This is a genomic window from Pedobacter zeaxanthinifaciens (assembly GCF_003313335.1).
Lineage (GTDB): Bacteria > Bacteroidota > Bacteroidia > Sphingobacteriales > Sphingobacteriaceae > Pedobacter > Pedobacter zeaxanthinifaciens.
Map to the genome: position 1 here is coordinate 73,128 of NZ_QMHP01000014.1, position 24,287 is coordinate 97,414.

Sequence of the window (24,287 nt, forward strand, 5' to 3'; positions counted from 1 at the left end):
AGTACTGCGCATCTCTCGATAATTTCGTATTTTTAACCTTATACCCATCATGAAAATCTTACTTACTGGCGCTACTGGCTATATTGGCAAAAGATTGCTTCCTGTCCTTTTAGAAATGGGACATGAAGTTTGTTGTGTGGTAAGAGATGCAGCTCGACTGGATGTTAAAGATTACAAGAAACACAAGCTGGAGATTATAGAAGCAGATTTATTGCGGCCAGCTACGCTAAAAAAACTTCCAAACGACATTGATGCTGCTTATTATTTGGTGCACTCGATGAGTTCGAGCGGTGACTTTAGCAAAAGAGAACAAGCTTCGGCCAAAAATTTCACGCAATACATTAATCAAACTACGGCCAAGCAGTTGATTTACCTTTCTGGGATTGTAAACAACAGCGAATTGAGTAGGCATTTGGAAAGCCGCAAGGCTGTAGAAGATCAGCTGCGCCAAGCGCAATGCCCGGTAACCACGTTACGTGCTGGAATCATTATAGGTTCTGGCAGTGCTTCTTTTGAAATTATACGTGATATTGTGGAGAAACTTCCCATAATGGTTGCTCCCAAATGGCTTAAAACCAAGTGCCAGCCCATTGCCATCCGAAATGTAGTTCAGTTTTTAACTGGCGTGCTGGATAGAGAAGAAACTTTTGGCAGGCATTTCGACATTTATGGCCCAGATTTATTGAGTTATAAGCAAATGCTCCTACAATTTGCAGAGGTTAGGAAACTGAAGCGTACAATTATCATAGTGCCGGTTTTCACACCAAAGCTGTCTTCCTATTGGCTGTATTTCATGACATCAACCACATATGAACTTGCGAAAAATTTGGTAGACAGCATGAAAGTGGATGTAATTCCTGTGGAAAACGAGCTTCACAAGCTATTAAACATCACGCTAATTCCTTACAAAAAAGCCATTGCGATGGCCTTTGAAAAAATAGAGCAAAACTTAGTGCTTTCCAGCTGGAGCGATGCACCTTATAATCACATTTTTAGGAAAGGACTTTCGAGCCATATTGAGGTGCCAAAATTTGGGGTACTTACCGATAAACAAGCGATGAAGGCAGAAAATCCTGAACAGGCCTTGGATCGAATCTTTTCCATTGGCGGCAAAAATGGATGGTATTATGGCAATTGGTTGTGGGAATTCCGTGGTTTTTTAGACAGACTTTTTGGTGGCGTTGGTTTAAGGCGAGGTCGCAAAAATGCAACATCCGCATCTCCCGGCGATGCCCTTGATTTTTGGAGAGTGATCCTATCCTCTCCAACGCAAAAACGGCTTTTACTCTACGCTGAAATGAAGCTTCCCGGCGAAGCATGGCTAGAATTTTGCATGGACGATAAGGGCGTAGTAAAACAAACGGCAACATTTAGGCCTTTAGGTATTCCCGGCAGGCTATATTGGATTGCCATGTTGCCTTTTCACTACTTTATTTTTAGAGGTATGCTCAAAAAAATCACCGCTGGATAATTGATGGCACGCCAAAAAATCCATCAAAACTTTACGATTATTAAAATTATTGAGATATGGAGACAGTTCAAATAGCAAAGCCTAGCACTAATAAGTGGCAAAAAGCAGGACGTATTGTATTGGGCCTGTTTATGGTATTGGCGGGTATAGGACATCTTACTTTTCAACGAAAGGAATTTCAGGCTCAAGTGCCTAATTGGGTTCCGGTAGATAAAGATATTACTGTATTATTATCCGGCGTAGCCGAAATTATGTTAGGCTTAGCCTTAATTGCTTATGCCAAACAGCGTGCAAAAGTTGGAATTTTGTTAGCCTTGTTTTTCATCGCGGTATTTCCGGGAAATGTGGCCCAATACCTTAACCATAGAGATGCTTTTGGCTTAAATAGCGATAAAGCGAGGTTGGCGAGGTTATTTTTTCAGCCTGTTTTAATCATTTGGGCATTGTGGAGTTCAGGAGCATTTAGCTACTTAAAAAATCGAAAAAATCAGATCAATCAAACTGGCGATAGCCATTAACCCTCCGTTAACACTACATTAACCGTGAGTGCTAAAAAGTGCCTTTACCTTTGAAAAAAAAAACAAATGAAAAGGTATTTATTTATTTTAATGATGACATTAGGTAGCTGGGCTGCTTACGGTCAAACTACAAGCACCACTAAATCAGAGAAAACTGGTTTTTATGTACACGAAACGGACACCGAGTATCTGCTAAAGGCTAATTTCTCTACCGAACGGTCTAAGCGTTTCCTCGAAGTATTGAAAGCTCACTTGGGAAATCCGGCACAAGTTAATGAGAAAACAACATTTTGGGAAGGTGCTAATTACAGTGCCATGTTTACCAACGAAAGTTTTAAGGCTAGCTTGGACAAAGAGAAAGCAAGTTCGAAACAGCTGGCTTCTTTTAAAAAACTCACAGAGGAGCTTCAAGCTGCATTAGGTCAAGCAAAAACCCCGACACCTCCAACTCCACCCTCGCCCAATTGGTAACATGACAATAAACAAGGGCTGCCTAATAGTAAAATCGCATAATAGCTAACGTAAAAGTAGGCAGTCCTTCTTCATCATTTAAGTAATTAAAATCAGATAACTTGATTCTATCGGCAATACTAAAAACTGCTCTGTAACAAAAGTAGCTGTGGAGCTATTTCCATTCACTTAGCTTTGAACTCACAATTTAAAGCAATGGAAATTACAGGATATTCGGCTTCAATACTCATTGGCATTTCACTGGGCCTCATTGGCGGTGGTGGCAGCATTTTAACTGTACCAGTTCTAGTTTATCTCTTTGCGGTTGATACAGTATTGGCCACAACTTATTCACTCTTTATCGTAGGCTCAACTAGTTTAGTAGGCTCGTTTTCGTACTTCAAAAAAAGATGGATTGATATTCAAACTGCCATTTACTTTGGCATTCCATCCATCATTTCAGTGTTTTTAACACGTCATTACATTCTTCTTGCAATCCCCGAAAAAATCTTACAAATGGGCAGTTTTTCCTTAAGTAAATCTGTTTTACTGATGGTAATTTTTGCTGTGCTTATGATCTTCGCTTCTTACAGCATGATTAAAAAAGATACGGCTGCTACGAACCCTCAAAAAAACACCTCGTTAACTGCAGTAATTTTACAAGGCACCGTGGTTGGACTGGTTACGGGTTTAATTGGTGCTGGTGGTGGCTTTCTCATTATCCCTGCCTTAGTGAATTTCCTTAAGCTACCAATGAAAACTGCTATTGGCACTTCCTTGTTAATTATAGCGGTAAACTCTATTGCTGGCTTCGGATTTTCAATTGGACAAAATCATATCGAATGGAAATTTTTGCTCAGCGTTACCCTCATCGCCATCGTTGGGATCTTCATTGGAAGTTATCTTTCTACCAAAATAGAAGGCTATAAGCTAAAGCCTGCGTTCGGCTGGTTTGTACTGGTAATGGGTGTTTATATTTTATTTAAGGAAACCTTGATCAACCAGCTAATGTAACAAAAGTAGCTGTTCCATAAATTTAAACAGCCGAACTTTGACATATTAAATCTAACTTTTTAACATTTTAACACATAAAAAATCATGTTTTTTCAACACGTTTACGATAAAAGTTTAGCTCAAGCAAGCTATTTTATCGGTTGTCAAGCCAAAGGCGAAGCTATTGTGATAGATGCACAACGCGATATCGATGTGTATTTAAAAATAGCTGCTCAAAACAATCTAAAAATTACACACATTACCGAAACACATATCCACGCTGATTTCTTAGCTGGTTCGAGAGAATTGGCAGCAGTAACTGGAGCCAAATTATATCTATCTGATGAAGGTGGCGAAGATTGGCAATATCAGTTCAACCACATTGGTTTAAAGCATGGCGATGTAATTAGGGTGGGAAATCTCACTTTGGAAGTGCTGCATACACCAGGCCATACGCCCGAAAGCATCAGCTTTTTACTGACCGATCATCCGGCAAGCAGCGAACCTGTAATGATTTTCACCGGTGATTTCGTTTTTGTGGGCGACATTGGCAGGCCAGATTTATTAGAAAAAGCAGCTGGTATGTTGGGCACGCAGGAAAAGGGAGCCAAACAAATGTATCAATCGGTACAACGTTTTGCTTCGCTTGCCCCTTTCATTCAAGTTTGGCCGGGGCATGGCGCTGGCTCAGCCTGTGGCAAAGCCCTGGGCGCTGTACCAAGTACTACTGTAGGTTATGAGAAAATTAGAAATTGGGCATTCCAGTACGAAAATGACGAGATCGGATTTGTCAACGAATTGCTAGCCGGACAACCCGAACCTCCTAAATACTTTGCCATGATGAAACACTTGAACAAAGTGGATCGACCGTTGCTAGTTGAGGTGCCGCAACATCCCAAATTATCAAATGAAGCATTTAAAAAGGCTTATCATGATGGCATAAAGGTGATTGATACTCGAAATAAAGTGGATTTCGCCAAAGGGTTTTTACCTCACAGCATTAACATCCAACATAATAATAGCTTGGCAACTTGGGCAGGTTGGATATTAAACTATCGGGAGCAATTCATACTGGTTGCAAATGCGGAAGAAATGGAAGAAATTACCAGAAAGTTAATGCGCATTGGGCTAGACAATATTTATGGTTTTATTGAAGATGTAAATGATTTGGGTATCGAATTACTAACTGCTGACGTGATTGACTTGGAAAGTTTCAAATCTTACTTACACAGAGATGATGTGCAAATAGTAGATGTACGTAACCTGAGCGAATTCAAAAGTGGGCATATCAAAGGTGCTGAACACATTTTTGTAGGCACTTTGCAAGATAACTTGGATAGAATTAGTAAAGATAAACAGGTGGTGATCCATTGTCAAAGTGGCGACCGTGCTGCAATTGCTTATTCGCTTTTAAGGAGAAATGGCTTTGATAAGGTAAAGAACTATTCAGGTGGGATGAAAGAATGGTTAGCAAATGGCGAACCAACGGAGTAATCTTTTAGCGAAGTTGGCAGCTTACGAAATTTCAAACAGTAATTAGCGATATTTGTAACTACTCAATAAAACAACATGCAGGAAGCAAATCAACTGGATCAAGAGTTTTGGAACAAGCGTTGGGAAAACAACCAAACTGGCTGGGATATTGGCATGGCTTCACCGGCAATAACCGGTTATATGGAAACATATCCCAACAAAAATGCAGCAATTCTGATTCCAGGTTGTGGCAATGCTCACGAGGCTAGCTGGCTATTGCAAAATGGTTTTACCAATATCACCGTGATTGATATCGCTCCCAAAGCAGTTGAAATTTTAAAGGAAAGAAATGCCAATCAACCTGAAATTAACATCATCCTAGGCGATTTTTTCGATCATCAGGGCCAGTATGATTTATTGATAGAACAAACTTTCTTTTGTGCTATTTCTCCTAGCCTACGGCCAAATTATGTCGCAAAAGCGGCTTCTCTATTGAAGGGTGGCGGTAGCATCATTGGCCTATTATTTAGCATCGATTTTGAGAGAGAAGGGCCGCCTTTCGGGGGACAAAAAACGGCCTACCTTTCTCTTTTTGAGAAATACTTTACCATTAAAACGATGGAAGATTGTTATAACAGCATCAAGCCGAGAGCAAATACCGAACTCTTCATCAACCTAATAAAAGGATAGAAAAACGACACGATTAGCTTCTTCTCGCTGTATCTTTGTAAATTGAATTTAACACCATTGCGTATGACTTTTCAAGAAATTATCAATCAAGATAAACCCGTACTGATAGACTTTTTTGCCGAATGGTGCGGCCCTTGCAAAATGATGTCGCCAATGTTGGAAGACTTAAAAAAACGTGTAGGCGATAAGGCTAGCATCATCAAAATAGACGTCGATAAAAATCAACAAGCAGCGGCAGCTTATCGCGTTAGCGGTGTTCCAACATTAATTTTATTTAAAAAAGGACAAATCCGCTGGCGTCAATCAGGCGTAGTTCCTGTATCAGATTTAGAAAGATTGATCAACGAAAACCAATAATACATGTACAAAAGTTTCTTTTCCTTCGTCTGCTGCTTCTTGTTGCTGTGTGGCTGTAGCAATGCTCAAACTTCTCATCAGGCAAGCCAAATTAAAGCCACCACACTGGCATCAACTTTAAAAAACGAGCAAAATATACAACTGCTTGATGTTAGAACGCCAGCAGAATTTAGTAATGGACATGTTGCAGGCGCTGTAAATGCTAACATCAACAGCAAGGAATTTCAAACTAAAATTACCGCCCTAGATAAAAGCAAACCTGTATACGTGTATTGCTTAAGTGGCGGGCGAAGTAGCAATGCTGTTAAACAATTGCTTGCTTCTGGCTTTGAAAAAGTAGTTGAAATGCCAGGTGGAATAATGGAGTGGAGAGCAGCCAACTTACCTGAAGTTAAAAATACAGTTACTTCAAATGCAAAAACTATCAGCCTTTCGCAATATCAGGCCTTAGTTAAATCTGACAAATTGGTTTTGGTTGATTTTTATGCAGATTGGTGTGCCCCTTGTAAAGAAATGAAGCCTTATTTGGATAAAATTTCCAACGATATGGCCAACAAAGTAGTGGTGGTTAGAATTGATGCAGATGCAAACCCAGAGCTATGTAAAACGTTAAAAATAAATGCGTTACCAGTATTAAAGCTTTACAAAAACGAACAATTGATTTGGGAGAACCTAGGCTTCATTGAAGAAGCAGCAGTACGTAAAAAACTCAAATAAAATTTGCTTGTGTAACTAAAGTAGCTGAAACTTACTCCCAAACGCTCCAAATTTGCATTATTAAATATACACTGCAAAACATGTTAGATTTTTTAAGACAACCTTGGCCTTGGTATGTGGCCGGCCCGCTTATTGGCTTAACAGTACCAGCACTTTTGATTTTGGGCAACAAGTCATTTGGGATCAGCTCATCGTTAAGGCATATTTGCGCCGCCTGTTTACCTGCCAACATCCCGTTTTTTAAGTACGATTGGAAAAAAGAAATCTGGAACCTATTCTTCGTTTTCGGTATTTTATTAGGTGGAGCAATTGCAATTCATTTCCTTGCAAATCCACAGCCTATTCAGGTTAATCCAAAACTAGCTACAGAGTTGGCCGGGTATGGTATCACCAATTATAATGATTTAGTTCCCCAGGAAATTATGAATTGGCCTGCATTACTAACCTTAAAAGGCTTTTTGCTAATGGTAGTAGGTGGATTTTTAGTTGGTTTTGGCACCAGATATGCCGGCGGCTGCACTAGCGGACATGCTATTATGGGCTTGTCTAACCTGCAATGGCCATCTTTAATCGCTACCATTTGTTTTATGGTTGGTGGCTTTATCATGGCAAATTTAATTCTACCGCTTATCCTCAACCTTTAATTGATCATCATGCAACAACACCAAAATACAGATTTCGAAACCCGCTCATTGGATGCCATTTGCATTAATGAAAGTCAGTTGAGCCACAAATGGTATCACAATATCAAATACCTAATTGTAGGTGTGCTATTTGGCATTGTGTTCGTTAAATCAGAAGTAGTGAGCTGGTTCCGCATTCAAGAAATGTTCCGTTTACAATCGTTCCATATGTACGGTATCATCGGAAGTGCCATCGCAGTAGGCATGCTATCCATTTGGTTAATCAAAAAATTCAACATTAAAACCATTTACGGCGAAAAAATTGAGTTTCATGATAAAACCTTCAATAAAGGTCAAATTTTTGGCGGACTACTTTTTGGCTTAGGTTGGGCAATTACGGGTGCCTGCCCGGGACCACTGTTTGCGCAAATTGGCACAGGTGCTACGGTAATTATGGTAACCTTGCTAAGCGCAATTGCTGGAACTTGGGTTTATGGCTTGCTTAGAGATAAACTACCGCATTAAAATCAAATTCCCAAAGCTGCCTTTAATTTAACATAACCTGTTTTACTTACGGGCAGCCATATTCCTGATTTTAAAAGGACCACGTAATTATCTTTTTCTTTCAATTCTATTTTGGTTACTTCAGCCAAATTGATGATATATGAACGATGGATGCGAATGAACTGCGTTTGATCTAAAGTTTGCTCAAAGAAGCTCATCGTTTTGTTCTTTTGGAAATTACCTTCCGTAGTACTCAATTTAACGTAGTCGTCATCTGCTTCCAAATACTGAATGGCTTCTACCGGAATAATTTTTATTACGCCCGCATTTTTAACCACTACCCTATTGTTTTGCGCTGGCGACAGCGAAGCGGTTTCCAACAATTCCTGACTGTCATCGCCTTTGGCTAATTTAGTAGGTAATTTTTGCATGGCTTGTTCAAAGCGGGACTGCTCAATAGGTTTAAGCAAATAATCAACCGCATTTACTTCGAAGGCTTTGATGGCATACTCGTCAAAAGCTGTGGTAAAAATAACTGCTGGGCGCTTTTCTACCAGTTCAAGCATTTCAAAACCGCTAATTTTAGGCATCTGGATATCCAAAAAAATCAAATCAGGTTGATGCTGGGCTATTGCCTTTAAGCCCTCGAAACCATCACTACACTCGGCAACCACCTCAATAGTTGGAAAAGCTTTCAGGTAGTGCTTCACAATATCTCTGGCAAGGGCTTCATCATCAATTAGTATCGTTCTGATCATCTTTTTGTGGTATTTTAAGCGTAGTAATGTACAAATTATTGTCTTTAGATTCAGTTTGCAATAAACTGCTATCAGCAAAAAGCAAATATAAACGGCGGCGTATGGCCGATAAACCGAAGCCAGTACCTTTGGAAGCTTTCATTTCCGGATCATAAGGATTGCTCACGGTAATCACCAGCATGTTGTTTTCCAGTTTTACATCAACGGTAATGGTAATTGCTGTAGAAGTGTTGTACAGGCCAAACTTGATGGCGTTTTCTACAATTGGCTGCAGAAGTGTACCCGGTAAGCACAGCGATAAAGTATCTTCGGCAATGCTAACTGCCACGTTTAACCGGTGACTGAAACGTACTTTTTCAATATCTAAATACAACTGAATGTACTCCATTTCATCAGCTACGCTCACCCAAACTTCATCGTCTCGTTTTAGCGTACCACGTAAAAAGGCGGCCAGTTTGGTAATCATTGTGCCCGCTTCTGTTGGATTAACAATAGTTAGCGCATAAACAGAATTTAAACTATTGAACAAAAAGTGCGGCTGTAATTGGTGACGAAGTTTATTGAGCTCAGCTTCCTTGGCCAAATTCTGCGTAGCAAGCATCCTCTCCTGCATTTCCGATTGTTCGGCCAAACGATACCACAAAATATTGGTTAAGGCGCACCAGCCCAAGCAAACAAAGGCAATGGCTGTTTTAAAAACCAATGCCAATTCCAAAAATAAGAGGTAACTAGCATCAGTAGTAAACAAAAAACTCAGGCTATAAAAACTTGCAATTACAACAGCAGCAGTTACAGCCAAAGTCACTAAAAATATGTACGCTATCTTTTGATTTTTAGGTTGATAATAGGCCAGCATATTGCTGATTACGATACATCCTAATGCCAAACATAAATTGCTGATTACACTATCTGCAAGCGCTATTTGCCACGAATAATTGAAAAAGTAATACAGCACCGCAGCGCAAACAGCCTGCCAGCAAAGTAAAATTATGCCGGCAGTGTTTTTAATTGATGGTTTTGATAGTGGTGTGGTTGTCAAGGTGTTTAGTTTTTAGTTAGTGGAACTTTTACTAATAACTCTTAAACTCTACACCTCCCAGTAACACTACTCCTCTCACAATCACCTGCTTGGTTGGTTGCTCGGCAGTAGCGTAAATCGTTCTCTTGTCATCTACACCGCCTAAAATTGCAGTAACTTCCGATTTTATTTGCCACGTAGGTGGAACAACGATCTTGATGCCACCAAATATTGCAGTAACGTCGATAATAATTTGTCCATCGAAATCAGCTTGGGTAAGGTTAATATCGCCACCGCCAAAAACCGCAGTAACTTCGCCTCCTTTTAAATTCTTTGAATAAATTACTTGGTTGCTTCCGCCAAATACATTTACGGAACTGATGTAATCACTAGCGTTGAACTCGGCGTTATTATCGTTAATTTTCGAATCATCTGTTTCACCCAAAGGAGTTGTTTGATCAAATTCTTTATAACCTTGGTATTTTCTTTTCCAAGATTTTTTTCCAAAATGAGATGTGCTTTTTGGTTTAACGATTAAAAATAATCCCAAAGCCAACAACATGATAGGAAATGCCACATCTCCAATATTATATTGTCCTAAAGCCTCATCTAAAGTAAAATAAGAGCCAATTAAAACCATTACAAACCAGCCGCTATTTTTAAAATTACTGCGAGCTCCAACAAAGAGACCAATCACAATTAGCCATGTGCTCCAGCTAAATGTCCAACTTGGGATAAACAACCCAACGTTTCTTAATAATAAAAGCGACCCAATTGCTACGATAATTAAGCCTGCCCAAACTTTTCCTGAGCGATTAACCATTTCTTTATGATTTGTATTTTCCATTGCCTTGTGTTTTAATGATATGCTCAAAAGTATCTCTACAATGAAAATCACACAACACAAGACCGTTATTTGCTATCCAATTATCGGTAAAATGCATTAATTTATCGGTAAAAAATTTCGTTAATTTGAAAACAAACTTAAATCGATGAAAAAACTGATCATTTTTATCCTTGCCCTCTTGCCATTTTTAGCCAGTAGTCAGGATATTGATAAGCACTACAAAATATACGATGTTAAAAAGCAGAAATTAATTAGCATTGATGCAATTGCTGCCGATATGGCCAAAGCTGATGTATTATTTTTTGGCGAAGAACACAACGATTCCATAGGACATTACCTTGAAGCTAGCCTACTTAAAAAACTCGCTGCTAATTATCCTAATCAAGTGGCCCTCACTATGGAAATGTTTCACACTGATGTACAACCCATTATCAATGAATATCTACAAGGCATTATCAGCGAAAAGAATTTCATCAAAGAAGCCAGGGCATGGAATAACTACAAAGATTATAGGCCGATGATAGAGCTGGCTAAAGCACAAAAATTTGAAGTAATTGGCGCCAATGCTGCTGCCAGATATAGCAACGCTGTAACAAGAAGTGGCTTGCAAGTGTTGGCAGATTTGCCCGCTAGCTCGAAACAGTTTTTACCGCCACTGCCTATTGATACATTAACCGGGCGTTATTATGAAAAGTTCATCGATTTACTTGGTGGCCATGGCATGGGACCAATGAAAGTATATCAATCGCAAAATTTTTGGGACGCCACCATGGCTTGGTCTATTGCTAAGTTTGCGAAAGCCAATAAAGGAAAGAAAATATTCCAAGTAAACGGCAGATTCCATAGCGATGAGCGTTTAGGAACTTATGCACAGCTGCAAAAAATTGCGCCTAAATTGAAGGTGTTAAATATTGCTTGTTTTTCTGCTGATGATTTTGCTAATCCCAATTGGGAAAAACACCAAGCTTTGGGAGATTACGTGATACTAACCGATCCAACGGTGAAAAGGACTTTTTAGTTGAGTAGGTAAGCAAGTCGGAATCACCTGAACGAATGTAAATCTGTTTATTGCTTGCAAAACAACCCGGTTAGCGCTTTAACCACGAAAGCTTGAAGCCCAAATAAAAGCTACGACCAGGAGCCAAGTTGTAGTATCTGCCACCGAAGCCGTTGATGTCATTACCCAAACTGTAATTTTCATCCAAAATATTATCAGCGCCAGCAAAAAACTGAAAAGGCAAGCCTAATAATTGGCGTTGATAACCTAACTTCATTGAAAGCAGTTGAAAGGCATTTGCATAATCACTATTGGCATCATTTAAAGCAATTTTACTTTGATGATTCCACGTAATGAAACCAAAAAAGCCACTTTTATGCTTTAAATCCAGGGCTAAGGCAAGACTGTTAGTAGGTACACCCGGCAATCGATTTCCCGAAAAATCCTGATCAAGTTGCACAAAATCTACATATTTAAAATAATGCCAAGTGTAAGCACCCTGGATGCCAATAGATAACGGCTTTTTATTTCCCATTAACTGATAAAAGGCACTAGTTTCAAACCCTTGCTGCCTAGTTTTTCCAGCATTTATAAAATAATTTGCACCAGCCGCATCCCTACGGGTAACAATAGCATTGCCCAACAATTGATGGAAATAACTCGCTTCCAAAAACAAGCGTTCTTTAAGCAACTTCCACCTCATCCCAGGTTCCAAGTTCCAGCCTTTCTCTGCTTGTAAAGCCAAATTATAGCTGTTATTATCGGCAAAAATTTCGCTACTTGCCGGCGGCGAAAATCCTTTAGCTACATTGAAATATGCAGAAAAATTAGGGCTTGTTTGATAAAGTGCTGAAAATCTCGGCTGTAATTGAGCATTGAAATCTTTCTCCGCCTGTACAGGAGCCGTAGCAGTCCTTAAGAAATTCAAACTTAAGCTATTTATACTGGCTCCAGCCGTAAAAATCCATCGGCTTACTTTCCAATTCAATTGCGTAAATGCTAACCACTGCCATAAATCTAATTGGTCATCGGTGAGCTGGATACCCTGTTGCCCCTGCAAATTACGATAGGTTTTGGAAGTAAAATTCCCTCGTTGCAGCTCTCCCCCGGTTTGTAAAGTAACATCCCCTTTGATGAATAAAAAAGTGGTTCGAGCGCCCCAATGTGGCTCTTTTTTGAGTTCAATATTTTGTATGGCTGGATTTTCAGTACTGTTATAAAAACCGTAAATACTTGTGCTATTGCTCCAATTTTTGGCAAACGCATAGCGATGAGTTAAACCCAAAAATAGGGCCTCCTGCTCAATACTTGCATTCGCTACCTCTGCCCCTTGTGTAGCACCAACGCTTGGTCGGGCCTGTTTTGGGTTAGCTAAATATTCCTTTAACGTGAGCGCTCCGGGTGTTTGGTAGTTTAAGTTGCTATAAATGAGATTCAGAGATAAGCTTGCCTGATGAAACGTATTGATTTTACTTTGATATGCCGCTACCCGGCGTTGCATGGCGGTGTGTGTCCTATAACCATCCGAACGATTTTCTTCGTAAACAACCCGATGCTTAGGCAATTGGGCAATAAAATGATAGTTTGCACTGCCAAAACTCCCTAAGTTAGTCCCTATTTCGAATGCTGTTTTGCCGGTAACAACAGCTGGCTCGAAGAGGATAACGCCACCCGTACCGGCGCCATACAAACTACTTCCCGGTCCTTTAATAACTTCCACCCCGCCTATCTGCTGTAAAGCAAGCATATTTAACATGGTATTGCCACCGGGAGCCGTAAACGGAATTTCATCGTAATACACTTTTACGTTGCGTACACCATACGGACTACGCACAGCACTTCCTCTAATATTAAATCGGTAACTTCCTGGCGAGCGCTCTTCCATCCTTACCCCTGCGGTAGTGTTTACTGCCTGCAAAATGCTTGCACCGCTAAAACGCTGTAATTGGGCTGTACCGATTTTATTGATTGCCGCAGCGGTAGACATTAAACTTTTACTACTATAAGCACTAATTACAACACTGTCCAATGAAACTTTGCCTAAGCTATCAACCTCTTGCGCTTTTAATTGAGATGAAATACAGGTTAAAAGCATAAAGCAAAAAATGATGCGCATATGCTTGATAACAAAGTTGATCATCAATTGTTGCTTGTTCAGTTGAAATAATCGCCAGAAAAATAATACCAACGACCATCTTCTTTTTTAAAAGTAGACCGCTCGTGATGTACATACTTAGCTAATCCTTTTTGATAATGAGCTTTAAATTCTACCACTTTTTTATCTGCATGTACAATTTCCAAATCAATCCAATGGTTAGCTTTTGCCCATTGTTCCATCGCTGTTTTATCGTACAAATTTCTTTTAGTTGGATGTGTAGTTTCCCACAAATAATCAATCAAATGCAGGGCATAGGCGCAATATCTAGATCTCATTAGCTGTTCGGCCGTTTGTGGAACAGCAGTATTTTGATGATAGCTTTGGCAGCAATTATCATAGGTTTTGCCTGATGAGCAAGCACAAATCAAATTCGACGTCATGTCCGCAAATTATCAAAAGAACATTTAGTAAAGAAATCTATACTCCTAAAAGTTGTTAATTGTTGTGCTAATTTTATATTTGTGTGATCCAAATACGCATCGTTTTTATTTATTCTGTACGCATTTGCTATGTCCAAAAATGAATTAGAAAGATTATCGAGTCTTTTCGACCTCGATTTAGATTATACGAACTTACACGATAGTTTTAAAGATCTAACCTTACTTGCCGCCAAAATAACTGGAACACAGATCTCATTGATATCATTTATTGATGCGTATACGCAATGGATCATCTCAAGATTTGGACTAGAAATGAACTATCTCAACCTAGAAAATACCGTTTGTCAGTATATTTTAGATGAAGATGATCATTTGGAGATAGAAGATTTATCGAAAGATGCCCGTTTCTTCGATCAATCCTTTATAAGAGAACCCATGCAGTTGCGCTATTATATGGGCATTCCGCTTAAATCTAGTAATGGTTACAACATTGGATCGCTTTGCGTAATGGACAGAAACCATCAAAAACTTAGCGATGAAAAGATTGAACAGCTTAAGGTAATTGCCCGACAAATCATCGACAGGATCAATGATGCGAACATGATTAAGTCGTTGGAGAAGAAGCTTAACGTACAAACTGATGCCTACAATAAAGTGGCACACGATATTAGAGGACCAATTGCCGGAATTGTAGGTTTAGCAGAAATGATTGCTTCCGACGAAGAAAACTACCCTAACATGGAGCTATTGCAAATTGTAGATATGATGGGAAAAAGTGGCCAATCGGTACTGGAATTAGCCGACGAAATCCTAAAAAATGCACAGGCTAATGTGCCGATGCCCTCTGAAATGTTCAATCTAAATATCTTTAAGGAAAAGTTAGAAACGCTCTACAAATCGCAGGCATTTAATAAAAACATCGACTTAACTATTGCAGCTAACAATGCCATGGCAAATGTGCAAATCAAGAAAGACAAGCTTATGCAAATTGCCGGTAATTTGATTTCAAATGCCATTAAATTTACTCCTAAAGGTGGTGCTATTAAGATTTCATTGGATTTAATGGTGGAAACCGATAGGAAAACTTTGCTTTTAGAAGTGAAGGATACTGGTTTGGGACTCAGCGAAAGCACAATTGCAGAAATTTTAAATCAGGGCACCAAAAGTACCAGCGGCACTACAGGCGAACAAGGGTATGGCCTAGGACTTCCGTCGGTAATGAAATTATTGGATAATTTGGGCGGTCAAATGAGCATTCAATCTGATTTAGGCAAAGGCAGCACTTTCAAAGTTCGAGTACAAGTGTAACTTCCTTTTTTCAAGTTGTTTATCAATTTTTATTGTTTTTATCCCTCAGTGCGGCAACTACGCATTGCGGCTGGGTGAAATACGTATTGCCCAAAAAAGAGAAAACCAAGTTCGAAACTGGCTGTTATCTCTCCTGAACATTTAAAAATTAGACATCATGAAAAAACATTTTAAATTTTTAGCATTCTTACTAATTATACCATTAGCATTTGTAGCATGTAGTAAAGATGACGATCCGGCAGATAACGACGTATTTGTGGGAACTTACAACGGAACGATTAGCTACAACAACGGTAGCACTTCTATTAGAACTGAGACCGGTAAAGTGACTGTGGTAAAAACTGGAAACAACTACGATTTCAAATTTTCTGATGGAATTCCAGATTTGAATGGCGTACAGTTCCAAAAAAATGAAAACGAAGCTATTTCTATTGGCAGTGATGAAAGTAAGTACATTAAAATTACCGCTGGCACTTTAAAAATTGCGTACTTGAACAATAACGCTACTTGGACTGCAGATTGTAAGCGATAAGCAGCGCCATTAAAAAAACAAAGGGTTATATCAAAGCTTAACGTTGCCACCAATAATTTGGAGCATTGTTAATCATAGCTTTAAGATAGCCCTTTTATTATTTTGCTAACTTTAACTGTTTTGGATCATTAACTACAATTTGCAGCTTTTCTTTATACAGGGTTACTGTTCCTGTAATGCAAATGCGCTGATGTTCGAAAATCTCCACTGGCTCTTTTTCAAACTTTGCTCTATCGGCTTTGAAAACAACTACCGTGAGTAACTCTTTAGGAAACTTGCCTCCTAAATTCATTAAGCTTAGGTTATCCATAGCACGGGCACTATACACCGAATCGCAAATAGTAACTTGCTTACCAACGTGATTTACAGCATCTTTAATGGATATGGTAGTTTGAGTACGACCCGCTACCGCAAATAAACCAAAAGCAAAAAACAACAAAAATTTCTTCATAAAGTGAAGATAGCGATTACAACTAAAAGCTATAGAATTAGTGTTGATTTTTATTTGTATTACTTCAACTCTTACTGACTAGCTGAAGGTCAACCGCTCAGCTTTTATCTTTATTTGATTGACATCTTTTACTGCAATACACTACATTTTCCCAGTCTCTCTCCCACTTCTTTCTCCAGCTAAACGGTCGTTGGCATACTGGGCAAATTTTTGATGGTAAGTTTTGCTTTTTAACGGATTTCATTAAGGGGGTGGAGGTTGATGGTTATTTTCCGATACAGAAAGTAAAAAACCACTAATTATCAATTAATTAACATAAAAAAATATCTATTTAGACATCATTTTTAAAGACATCAAATGAAACTAAATAATACACTAAGCAGATTTTAACCATGTTGAAAAAAAAAATATTTAATTAGAGCATTGGAAATAATTTTAGAGAAATTAATATGATGAGAAATTTCGGCTTTTGCAACCTTTACTCATGCAATAAAGAAATTTTAAAATAAAGCTTGAATAACACTATGTGCTAATAACTTCATCAATAATTTGTTTAATTTTGTTATTTTTTAACTGCTCTTTAAACTCTACTTTGTAACCATCTATAGTCAGTTGATTAAAAAAGGTTTTTGCACTGTTAATTTTGGCTTGCTCTATTACTCGTAGTGTACTCTGATCCTCTACATCTTTAGTTTCAACGATTACATTCAGAATCTTATCTCCATTGGCTTTTTTTACTACATACATAAAGTCAGGACTGTATGATTGGCCAGTAATGGTAGGTATGGCTATACTATTTTTTGGAATTTTACCGTACACAATAATTTCTTGAATATCTCCTGCTAAAATATTCTCTTTCTCTAGCGGAGAGTCAAAAGCATATACATCATATAGGTATTTATCACTTGGTGTACCTTCTATTAACTTTGTGCCTATGATGCCTTGAGTTATTTCTGATTTTACTGTGCCATCAGCATAGGTTAAAGTAGTTGCTTTTAAAGGTAAGTTTGCTTTTGAGTAGCTAAATCTACCATTGAGCTTTTCTACTTTCCAGTCGCTAAATTGTTTAACAAAGTTAGATGCACTGTATTCGTTAAACTTTTCAGGTGTTAAGGTGTTGTTTTCTGAATAGATAACCAATGCATTATGAAGTAATTGTATTGATAAATTGGTCTGGCGGTTAATGCGTTTCAGAAACTCACTATATTTCAACGGCTTGTTTACCTTAAACTGTACACCTGAGCCCTCATTGAGCGTGGCAACTGACCCTGTTGTATTTAACTCCGAACGAGAACTTGCAATATACATATCGGCAAATACACCTTGTTGGCACAGATTAACCACTTCGTTCAGTAAAAAGTTATCCTCTTCTACTTTTTCATAATGTAAGATATACTTGCTGTTTATTTTTTGCCACAATGTTTTAAGCTCGTCAAAAACGGCTTTCCTTACTGTAATTTTTTGCTCTTTCTTTTTGTTTCTATCTTCAATTTTACCCTGCTGCAAACCAACTGTAAACTCTGGATATTCATTAAAGAAGGCTACACTGTTTTCAGTTTTGATGTTTTTGTTTCTGTCAATGAATTTCTTGGTCAATAATTCTACAAACAAATCATCAGCATCCATGTTTCTTTTTTGAGCAATATCAGCAATTTGCTCATCGGTAATCACAAAGCCTTTAGGTAGGTCTGCATTTATCTCACTGATTAGTTTTTCAGCGAAGTCGGCATCTGTAAAGTCGATGATATAATTGAGTTTAAACTCTTCATTAGAAATCCGATTACCAAATTCATCTACAGGCAAACGTAATCCACGACCCACCTCTTGTATTTTGCTATTCTCGCTTCCGCTACTTCGTAGTTTGGCAATGGTAAATACGTTTGGATTATCCCAGCCCTCTTTCAATGTCCATTTAGAGAAAAGAAATCTACGGGTATTATAGCCGCCCTCTTTGTTTTTGATGGAAAGCAGTTTTTTCTTTTCGAATAAAATCTCTTGTACTTCCTGTGCTATGGCATCATCAGAGCTACTGTTATCTTGTGAGAAATAACCCGCATGGGAAGCGTTTAGGTCTGCTTTAGTAGCTTGCAAATACGCTTTGTACTCTTTTTCCTGCTCGTTTAGTTCGGGAAGAATAGTATCTATTTTTTCGGCAAGTAAGCGTTCAAAAGTTTCTTTTAGATAAGGTTGTTTTTCTTGGGCTTCGGTAGTTCTGTACGAGTAAATGTCATCTATAAAAAACAAAGCCAGTGTTTTAACCTTGTTGTTTCTACTAAAATTGGCTCTTTCAGTATTGAAATGACGCTCCAAAGCTAGGCGTATCATGCTTTCTTGGTATGATGACGAGTAAATATCGGTACTGAATTCTTCGCCTGTAGATTTGGTTTGCCCGTTAGATAGTTCAATCGTGCTATTGGTGATGGCATCAATTACAATACCGTCTAAGTCGCTAGCTACAAGCCCTAAACTATCACCTTTTTTAAGCTCAAATGTTTTAGTGGGATCGTCTTTTTTTATGAGTTGTAAATGAACCGCCAGCTTACTTTGTATTCTTGTAATTTTTATTTTTTCTTGCTTTTGAGAAATCGGCTCAAAATGTTCTTTGGCTATGCCTTTTATCAGATTAAGATTAAAAGCCTGAAACGAGTTTAAGTCGTACAAGAGGTTTTGGTAGTCTTTGCGTTTTACTTTGGCTTTTCCTTTGCCTATTTCTATATCTGGAAATGTAGCACCAAAACGAATAATAGCCTGCGGGCAGATGTTTTTCTCAATAAACTCATACGCTTTTTGTGACTTATTGAAGCGGTGTGGTTCGTCTATTATTACAAAAGGTTGAGTAGCTTTTATGCCTTCTACGGGCTTGTAAAAACCTTCTACACCATAGTCGTAAGTATCTGTAAGTAATTTAGATGTACCACCCAAAAGGCTCATATTGGTGAGCAAAACGTATATTTTATTGGTGTTTTGGCTACTGCCTGCCACAAACTCACGTATTACACTGGGAAAAAAGTTTTTCCCTTTTTTCTTTTTGGTAGCTTCTAGCACCAACACGTCCAGTTCAGTACGGTAGCCACACTGATCTTTAAAATGGCGGGTGGTGTAACCGTCTTGCATAAACTGTTTTGCACCTGCTTTTATGGCAAGCGTAGGCACAGCTACGATAAACTTATTAATGCCGTAACGTTTGTGCAGTTCAAACATAGCCGCTGTGTACACGTACGTTTTACCTGTACCTGTTTCCATCTTAATATCAAGATTAAGATAGCTGCCTATTTCGTTGAGCGACTTAAACTCATGGGGTACGTCAGTTTCTTTTTGCACCTTTGCTATTTGGGTCATAATAGCAGGGCGGTCTAGAACCAATGTAGGGTTTTGGTAGTAGAACGTATTTTTCTCTATCAACTCGGGTGTAAACACATCGGCTATGGCTTGATACGCTTTTACCTGATGGGGCAAATCATTTTTAAGAATAATCTCCATAGCTACTTAGTATCTTACGTGAAAGTTGATTTTTAAATTCTTCTCACTATCGTTTAAAATACGGAGATTTTTATCTACCATTTCGCTGATACTCCAGTCAGGGAAACTATAGCCAAATAGCACCAAGTTTTCGGGATTAAAACTGCCCTCGCTATCGTATTTGCTCAATAGAGCTTTCATGCTATCGAGCGTGAAGTTGGGATCTATTAGGTACAAATGTTTTTGGCAATAATAGGCCGTATAATCTGCTAAACCTATGCTTTCTGCTGGGGCACTCAATCCATAACCATCGGCATTGAGCCAAGTGGCCAATATGGTAGGTTTACCAAAATCTTCCAGAATAGTGGTATCTGCCAGTAATGCCACTTTGTCAAAACTATCCAGTTTGTCTAGGGTGTTTTGGTTGGGTTCTACCAGCGTAAAATGCTTGAAACCTAAATCTAACTCTGTAGTGCTTTCTTCTTTAAATAAATCTGCTTCGGTGGCTTTGCGTTTCTTTTCCTGTACTTCTTTTATTTTAGCTGCGGCACGTTTTATACGCTCAATGCCTATATAGTCTAAGGTTTTGGGTAGGCCTTGCTCTGTCAAAAAATCAAACGCTGCTTTTTGAGACGGATTATTTGCACTGATTACCTCAGGCAGCTGCAGCGATATAAATTTTCTGTTACCGCCATCTTCTGCATTGAGTTGCATCACAGCATGAGCAGTAGTTGCTGAACCTGAGAAGAAGTCGAGCACAACGCTATTTTCATCTCTTACGCTAGCAACTAATTTTTTAATTAGCTTTGAAGGTTTTGGATTACTGAATATACCAATCTTTGACATCAATAAACGTAATTCTTCTTCCGCATCTTCATTAGAACCCCATCCATCTTCATGAAGATTATCAATATTAAAATTAGCATATTTCAATTCTCTATTTTTACCTTCTCTAAGAAGTAGATCCTTCAAGGTTTTACTTCTTGGCTCATCAACAATTCTTCTTACATACAAATCTTGTGTAATGTAAATGTTGCTGTCTTTTGAAAACAGGTCCATATTCTCTTGTGTATATCGCCAATTGCCCTCAATAACAACATCATCAACTAAAATCTGATTTTCAATTTTCAAATCAGTATGCAAAACTATACTCATGGTAGTATCCGAAATCTCGCTACCTGCTTTGAGATAAAAATTGGGTTCTCTGTATTTACTTTTTGTTCCTTTTCTAATTATTCTATTTTCTCTTTTATTGGAAGAATTTATGCATGGATAAGTTTCTATATCAGTTTTTATTTCAGCAATAAGACCATTGAACTCAATTTTGTTCTTTGAAAAAGTTAAAATTGATTCTTTAATATTTGTTAAACTGTTTGACAAGAATGTGCCTTTCTTTTTTTTCTCCCAAACCAAATCTCCAACAAAATTCTCCTCACCAAACACATCGTCGCAAAGGAGTTTGAGGTTAGCTTGTTCATTGTCGTCAATAGAAATAAAAATAACGCCATCGTCTGTCAGTACATCTCTAGCAAGTAGTAGGCGGCAATACATAAACATGAGCCAAGCCGAGTGAGAAGAAGAACCACGGCGGGTGAGGTCAAGTATACGTTGGGCTTCGTCTTCGCTTATGCTCAGTTTTTCTTGCAGGTTTTCTAGTGTATAGTTAAAATTATCTTGGTACACAAAGCCGTCAGAGCCTGTATTGTAAGGTGGGTCTATGTATATGCATTTTATGCTTTTGCTGTAGCTTTTTAGCAGGTGCTTAAGTCCGTCAAGATTATCGCCACTAATGTAAATGTTTTGGCTGTTGGCGTTTTCGGGTAGGTTGTTATGCTCGGTGTTGGGTTGTATCACCGTGGTTGTATCTGTACTTGCCATTAGCTTGGCATAGCTTTTCCCTAAAAACTTTAATTCATAACCTTCATTAACAACGTCTGTCTTCTCACTTATTTCGGTCTTAAATTTTTCTATATCAAAACTACCATCTGACTTAAAACAAGAAGGAAAATGTTCACGTAAAGCTACTAATTGTTTATCATTCACATTTCTATTTTCGTTTTGCGCTAATATATCTTGTATCATTTATTGAAGATTAATCCGTTAACCAAAAAGATAATCCCTATTCACAGTCATGGTTTTTTATTTAAACCACTTGTCAAGGCATAAATTCTAGTTAATGCAATAATAACTAATTATAAACAGTTAAAAAATTCATTTCTATTAAACCCTATGAGATTAAAGTTATAAATCTTTCAATAAAATTGAGCTTGCAGGATTAGACGAGGTTACAACCCACCAGCATGCTACCTATTTCTTATTAAAATCATTCTTTAAAATATATCCTTTAGTAATAACATATCAACTTTTATTCGCTTATCTACAATATAGTTATCACTATAATACGCCCACTCTTCAGACACTTACTATCATTTAAAGTTCTAAGAACTGACTTAAAATGCCAACTAATATCACAAGAGGTAGCACATAATATTATATCTCAAAATTTTTAAGGGTACTTAATATCCAATTATCTGTAAAAAACTCCCCGGGCACCACCCCACTCCAAACAGCCCCTACCGGATTTTGGCAAGCAACCCCCCGCCTCGAACTAGAGTGTGGGTAATTAACAAATCCAATTACATTAAAAAAAACGTGGCGACGTAGTACGTAAAACTTTATGAACAGAGCTGAAAGCAATGCTGCACTAACTGCGGCAGAAAAAGCAGGTTTCAAACCTATCAGAACAGGAATTGGTGTTCCCGATGGCAAGTATCATTTCGCAACTCCTGATAATCTCGACATCTTCTTGGTTAAGGAAATTTCTTCAGCAAAGGGAAACTTTGCGTTGACCTTTGTAGCAGGCACGCTCAAAGGTGCGGAGGATAACAACAAACACATTTCTAAAACTTTTGGTATCGGAAGTAGTGATGCTCAAATGATGGTCACAGTCGAGCATTTCAACAACATTGAGCCAAATCAGCTATACTCAATTGAGATTGCCAACGGAAGGGCAAAGAGCCTATCATTGTTCAATGCGAACATTGTTAACTCTTCGGAGGTAGTAACAAAATCTAAACAAAAAGTAGTAGCGTGATAAGGAGGGAACATCCCTCTTTATTTTTTTAAACGAACTACCGAAAACCTGCGTTCGGCAGGTTTTATTACATATTAAAAACATAATTTATGAATTTAAGAAAAGCCGAAAGGCATCAAGCTCGTATACGTATGGGTTTACAAGGTCCTTCAGGTTCGGGCAAAACAATGGGTGCATTACTTATAGCGTTCGGACTTACGGGGGATTGGTCTAAAGTTGCAGTTATAGATACGGAAAACAATAGCGCAGATTTATACGCCCATTTAGGCAATTATTATGTATTGAGCTTAAATGCACCATTTTCACCCGAAAGATATATTGAAGCTGTAGGGGTTTGTGAGGCTTCTGGCATTGAGGTAATCATAATTGATAGTATCTCACACGAATGGGAAGGTTCGGGCGGCATATTGGAAACACATAGTAATATGGCGGGCAATAGTTTTACCAACTGGGCTAAATTAACACCTAGACATAACCAATTTATCAATGTCATGCTATCTTCCAAATGCCATATCATCGGTACGATCAGAAGTAAGCAAGACTACGTGCTAACAGAGAAAAACGGGAAAATGGTTCCAGAAAAAGTTGGTCTAAAGGGTGTACAGCGTGAGGGGATGGATTACGAGCTTACCCTTGTCCTTGAAATAGACATCAAACAAAATGCTTCTGCAACTAAAGATAGAACCGGACTGTTCATGAACAAACCAGAGTTTCGTATAAGTTCGGTCATAGGAGAAAAAATCCTATCCTGGTGCAGCAATGGAGTAGATGCCACTACTGTACAGAAGCTCATTACCAAAAGTAAGGATGTAAAAACCTTACGTGAAATATTCAACTCCTATCCAGAATTTCAAGTCCTCCTCAACGAAGATTTTCAAACAAAGAAAAAACAATTGATAGGAACGAAATCAGAAGAAACCAATTTCATTAGAAAAACAGTTAAAAATGAAGAAAGCTAAATTGAAACCACAGACCGTCAATACCGACATAGCTGTAATAGAGCCTATAGTTGAAAATGGCTTACAAATATCATCCGACAAACCGTTTATAATTTCGAATACATCGTTCTGTGAACTTACAGAGATGAAGGAAAAGCATATTATCCCCGTTTTCGTTAAGGACAATGAACCTGCTATAAACCATACCGATTTTATAGAGGTAACAGAGGAAGTAGTTCGAACATTCTATCGCGGAGAAAAGATCCTTTCCCCAAATATTAGGGTAAGCCATCCTATCAAGGGCAGAATACCCGAAGCCCGTAGTAAACAAGCCAAGGATTTGACCGAACAAGAGAAAACCATATACTATGAAAGAATGGCTTTTATTATAGACATACCATCCGTAATGGCTGACGTTTCGGGAAATATGCTTACCCTTACTATAGGTGGTGTAAAAGCCTACAACCTAGATAACCTTTACAATAGAAAAGGTGTTGATGTGTGTATTTCGGAAATACTATCCATCCCTGTACGTTCCAAACTGTTCAGTA

At 38.3% G+C, this 24,287-nt stretch carries 25 protein-coding genes; 16 read left to right on the top strand and 9 right to left on the bottom strand.

Translation table 11 applies throughout. From position 1 onward, the window contains the following. Positions 1-49 precede the first annotated feature (49 nt). The 10 genes from DUT68_RS17185 (at position 50) to DUT68_RS17230 (ending at position 7,817) form a co-directional block, all read left to right on the top strand. Entirely contained in the window at positions 50-1,471 is a 1,422-nt protein-coding gene (locus DUT68_RS17185) for an SDR family oxidoreductase (protein WP_113639464.1), read from the top strand. Positions 1,472-1,527: 56 nt separating this feature from the next. Continuing rightward, positions 1,528-1,989, top strand: a complete 462-nt coding sequence (locus DUT68_RS17190) for a DoxX family protein (protein ID WP_113639465.1) — start codon at positions 1,528-1,530, stop codon at positions 1,987-1,989. 66 nt (positions 1,990-2,055) lie between these two features. Continuing rightward, positions 2,056-2,460, top strand: coding sequence for a hypothetical protein (locus DUT68_RS17195; protein ID WP_113639466.1), 405 nt, complete (start codon positions 2,056-2,058; stop codon positions 2,458-2,460). A gap of 195 nt (positions 2,461-2,655) precedes the next feature. After that, on the top strand, positions 2,656-3,453 hold the full coding sequence (locus tag DUT68_RS17200; protein ID WP_113639467.1) for a sulfite exporter TauE/SafE family protein: 798 nt from the start codon (positions 2,656-2,658) through the stop codon (positions 3,451-3,453). Positions 3,454-3,537: 84 nt separating this feature from the next. Further along, positions 3,538-4,926, top strand: coding sequence for an MBL fold metallo-hydrolase (locus DUT68_RS17205; RefSeq protein WP_113639468.1), 1,389 nt, complete (start codon positions 3,538-3,540; stop codon positions 4,924-4,926). 75 nt (positions 4,927-5,001) lie between these two features. Next, on the top strand, positions 5,002-5,595 hold the full coding sequence (locus DUT68_RS17210) for a methyltransferase domain-containing protein (RefSeq protein ID WP_113639469.1): 594 nt from the start codon (positions 5,002-5,004) through the stop codon (positions 5,593-5,595). Between the two features lie 63 nt (positions 5,596-5,658). After that, on the top strand, positions 5,659-5,952 hold the full coding sequence (gene trxA / locus DUT68_RS17215; RefSeq protein ID WP_113639470.1) for a thioredoxin: 294 nt from the start codon (positions 5,659-5,661) through the stop codon (positions 5,950-5,952). Between the two features lie 3 nt (positions 5,953-5,955). Further along, on the top strand, positions 5,956-6,669 hold the full coding sequence (locus DUT68_RS17220; RefSeq protein ID WP_113639471.1) for a thioredoxin domain-containing protein: 714 nt from the start codon (positions 5,956-5,958) through the stop codon (positions 6,667-6,669). 80 nt (positions 6,670-6,749) lie between these two features. Then, complete coding sequence (locus DUT68_RS17225) at positions 6,750-7,313, top strand: YeeE/YedE family protein (protein ID WP_113639472.1); 564 nt, start codon at positions 6,750-6,752, stop codon at positions 7,311-7,313. A gap of 9 nt (positions 7,314-7,322) precedes the next feature. Next, positions 7,323-7,817: a DUF6691 family protein gene (locus tag DUT68_RS17230; protein ID WP_113639473.1), complete on the top strand. Its 495-nt coding sequence runs from the start codon at positions 7,323-7,325 to the stop codon at positions 7,815-7,817. A 2-nt stretch (positions 7,818-7,819) separates the two neighbouring features. Here DUT68_RS17230 and DUT68_RS17235 read toward each other — a convergent pair whose 3' ends face one another. Genes DUT68_RS17235 through DUT68_RS17245 form a run of 3 tightly spaced genes read right to left on the bottom strand, consistent with a single transcriptional unit; the run spans position 7,820 to position 10,419 of the window. Further along, positions 7,820-8,554: a LytR/AlgR family response regulator transcription factor gene (locus tag DUT68_RS17235; RefSeq protein ID WP_113639474.1), complete on the bottom strand. Its 735-nt coding sequence runs from the start codon at positions 8,552-8,554 to the stop codon at positions 7,820-7,822. Then, positions 8,532-9,593 (bottom strand): sensor histidine kinase, encoded by a 1,062-nt coding sequence (locus DUT68_RS17240; protein WP_237088368.1) that lies wholly within the window; start codon positions 9,591-9,593, stop codon positions 8,532-8,534. The genes DUT68_RS17235 and DUT68_RS17240 overlap by 23 nt, the downstream gene beginning before the upstream one ends. Positions 9,594-9,624: 31 nt before the next feature. Then, positions 9,625-10,419, bottom strand: coding sequence for a LiaF transmembrane domain-containing protein (locus DUT68_RS17245; RefSeq protein ID WP_113639475.1), 795 nt, complete (start codon positions 10,417-10,419; stop codon positions 9,625-9,627). A gap of 145 nt (positions 10,420-10,564) precedes the next feature. Here DUT68_RS17245 and DUT68_RS17250 point away from each other — a divergent pair, with 145 nt between their 5' ends. After that, on the top strand, positions 10,565-11,437 hold the full coding sequence (locus DUT68_RS17250) for a ChaN family lipoprotein (RefSeq protein WP_113639476.1): 873 nt from the start codon (positions 10,565-10,567) through the stop codon (positions 11,435-11,437). A gap of 70 nt (positions 11,438-11,507) precedes the next feature. On the opposite strand, the gene DUT68_RS17255 is transcribed toward DUT68_RS17250, so the two are convergent. Further along, the gene (locus DUT68_RS17255) at positions 11,508-13,511 is read right to left on the bottom strand and encodes a TonB-dependent receptor (RefSeq protein ID WP_214608409.1); all 2,004 of its coding nucleotides are present in this window, start codon (positions 13,509-13,511) and stop codon (positions 11,508-11,510) included. A 59-nt stretch (positions 13,512-13,570) separates the two neighbouring features. Then, entirely contained in the window at positions 13,571-13,954 is a 384-nt protein-coding gene (locus DUT68_RS17260; protein ID WP_113639478.1) for a YchJ family protein, read from the bottom strand. Between the two features lie 129 nt (positions 13,955-14,083). Here DUT68_RS17260 and DUT68_RS17265 point away from each other — a divergent pair, with 129 nt between their 5' ends. Beyond that, positions 14,084-15,262 carry a GAF domain-containing sensor histidine kinase gene (locus tag DUT68_RS17265; protein WP_113639479.1) on the top strand — a complete coding sequence of 393 codons (1,179 nt, stop codon included), beginning with the start codon at positions 14,084-14,086 and terminating at the stop codon, positions 15,260-15,262. A 157-nt stretch (positions 15,263-15,419) separates the two neighbouring features. Continuing rightward, entirely contained in the window at positions 15,420-15,794 is a 375-nt protein-coding gene (locus tag DUT68_RS17270) for a hypothetical protein (protein ID WP_113639480.1), read from the top strand. 97 nt (positions 15,795-15,891) lie between these two features. On the opposite strand, the gene DUT68_RS17275 is transcribed toward DUT68_RS17270, so the two are convergent. The 4 genes from DUT68_RS17275 to DUT68_RS17290 form a co-directional block, all read right to left on the bottom strand. Then, on the bottom strand, positions 15,892-16,245 hold the full coding sequence (locus DUT68_RS17275) for a hypothetical protein (RefSeq protein WP_113639481.1): 354 nt from the start codon (positions 16,243-16,245) through the stop codon (positions 15,892-15,894). Between the two features lie 97 nt (positions 16,246-16,342). After that, a complete protein-coding gene (locus DUT68_RS17280) occupies positions 16,343-16,489 on the bottom strand; it encodes a DUF2256 domain-containing protein (protein WP_113639482.1) in 147 nt (48 codons plus the stop codon). 278 nt (positions 16,490-16,767) lie between these two features. Beyond that, positions 16,768-19,725 carry a type III restriction-modification system endonuclease gene (locus tag DUT68_RS17285; RefSeq protein ID WP_113639483.1) on the bottom strand — a complete coding sequence of 986 codons (2,958 nt, stop codon included), beginning with the start codon at positions 19,723-19,725 and terminating at the stop codon, positions 16,768-16,770. 6 nt (positions 19,726-19,731) lie between these two features. Next, positions 19,732-21,786 carry a site-specific DNA-methyltransferase gene (locus tag DUT68_RS17290; protein WP_113639484.1) on the bottom strand — a complete coding sequence of 685 codons (2,055 nt, stop codon included), beginning with the start codon at positions 21,784-21,786 and terminating at the stop codon, positions 19,732-19,734. Between the two features lie 595 nt (positions 21,787-22,381). Here DUT68_RS17290 and DUT68_RS17295 point away from each other — a divergent pair. The 3 genes from DUT68_RS17295 to DUT68_RS17305 form a co-directional block, all read left to right on the top strand. Then, a complete protein-coding gene (locus tag DUT68_RS17295; protein WP_113639485.1) occupies positions 22,382-22,798 on the top strand; it encodes a hypothetical protein in 417 nt (138 codons plus the stop codon). Positions 22,799-22,887: 89 nt separating this feature from the next. Continuing rightward, complete coding sequence (locus tag DUT68_RS17300) at positions 22,888-23,757, top strand: AAA family ATPase (protein ID WP_113639486.1); 870 nt, start codon at positions 22,888-22,890, stop codon at positions 23,755-23,757. Further along, the coding region (locus DUT68_RS17305; protein WP_113639487.1) for a DUF3871 family protein at positions 23,744-24,287 on the top strand (544 nt) is incomplete at its 3' end. The genes DUT68_RS17300 and DUT68_RS17305, both read left to right, overlap by 14 nt.